Below are 1448 nucleotides of genomic sequence, written 5' to 3'. Positions count from 1 at the left end.
TGCTGGTCTGCGGTGTGCTCTTCGACGGTGCCCGCCAGTTCCCCGGACCCGCGGCCCTGTTCCCGGTGGGTGCGGCGGTGGCGTTGATCGTCGCCGGTATGCGGACCGAGAACGCCACCCGGCCGGTGGTGAGCCGGCTGCTCGCGACCCGGCCGATGGTCGAGCTCGGCGCGGTCGCCTATTCGCTGTACCTGTGGCACTGGCCGCTGCTCATCTACTACCTGGTCCAGACCGGGAAACCGCATGCCGGGCTGGAGGGCGGTCTGCTGGTGCTCTCCGTCTCCCTGGTACTGGCGGTGGTCACCAACAAGTTCATCGAGAACCCGCTGCGTATCCGTTCCGGTGCGACCCTGGTGGCGCCGCTGTGGCGCCGCCGGGTCCCGGGTGTCGCGGTGAGCGTGGTCGGCGTGCTCGTCCTGGGGGCCTGTGTCTCCTGGCAGGTGGTGGTGGCACGGACCCCGTCGGAGCCGGTGGAGGCACTACCGGTCAACGAATATCCCGGCGCCGAGGCCTTGTTCGCCGGAGCTGCGGTCCCGGCCGCGAAACTGCGGCCCTCGATCCTGGAAGCGTCCAACGATCTGCCCGCCCCCACGCGGGACGGCTGTATCTCCGACTGGTTCAACAAGGAAGTGGTCACCTGCACCTACGGTGATCCCAACGGGTCGCGCACCATAGCCATGGTGGGCAACTCCCATGCCGAGCACTGGATGCCGGCGATGGACGCGCTGGCCCAGGTCCACGACATCAAAGTGGTCGTCTACCTGAAGATGGGCTGCTCGCTCAATATCCGCGACGACGCGCAGTACCGGGGCCTGGATATCTCCGATTGCCGCGACTGGTCGCGTCAGGTGATCGATATCCTGTCCGCCGATCCGCCGGACTGGGTGTTCACCACCGCGACCGCGCCGATCTGGCCCAGCGGCGGCGATGTGGTGCCCGCCGAGTACCTCGATGTATGGGCCGCGCTGGCCGAACGCAACCTGCCGGTGCTGGCGATCCGCGATACGCCCTGGCTGCGCAGCCCGGAAGGTATCCGGTACAGCGCGGTGGACTGCCTGGCCGCCGGCGGCGACAGCGTGACCTGCGGTATGCCGCGCACGGCCGCACTGGCCCCCGTCAACCCCGCACTGGTGCACGCCGCCGCGTTCCCCAATATGCGCCTGCTGGACCTCACCGATTCGGTATGCGGTCCCGATATCTGCCGGGCCGTCGAGGGGAATGTGCTGGTCTACCACGATGAACACCATTTGAGCGCGAGCTACGCCCGCACCCTGGCCCCCGAGCTCGAACGGCAGATCGGCACGGCCACCGGCTGGTGGGAGACCCCGCAGCCCGCCGGGGCGTAACCGTCCACCGCCGCCGGGTGGGACGAGAACGGCCGGGCCCGGCCGTTGTTTGAGGTTGTAGACCGATGCCGCGTCGGAGGCCGGGGACGTCCAGCGTTTCGG

At 69.0% G+C, this 1448-nt stretch carries 1 protein-coding gene; it reads left to right on the top strand.

Going from position 1 to position 1448, the window contains the following annotated elements; translation table 11 throughout:
• On the top strand, positions 1-1346 hold a 1346-nt coding region (locus ACWDU1_RS32320), incomplete at its 5' end, for an acyltransferase family protein (RefSeq protein WP_450004212.1).
• Between the last annotated feature and the right edge of the window lie 102 nt (positions 1347-1448).

Source organism: Nocardia sp. NPDC003345, from assembly GCF_053589395.1.
This window is presented reverse-complemented; position numbering and strand designations above follow the sequence as displayed.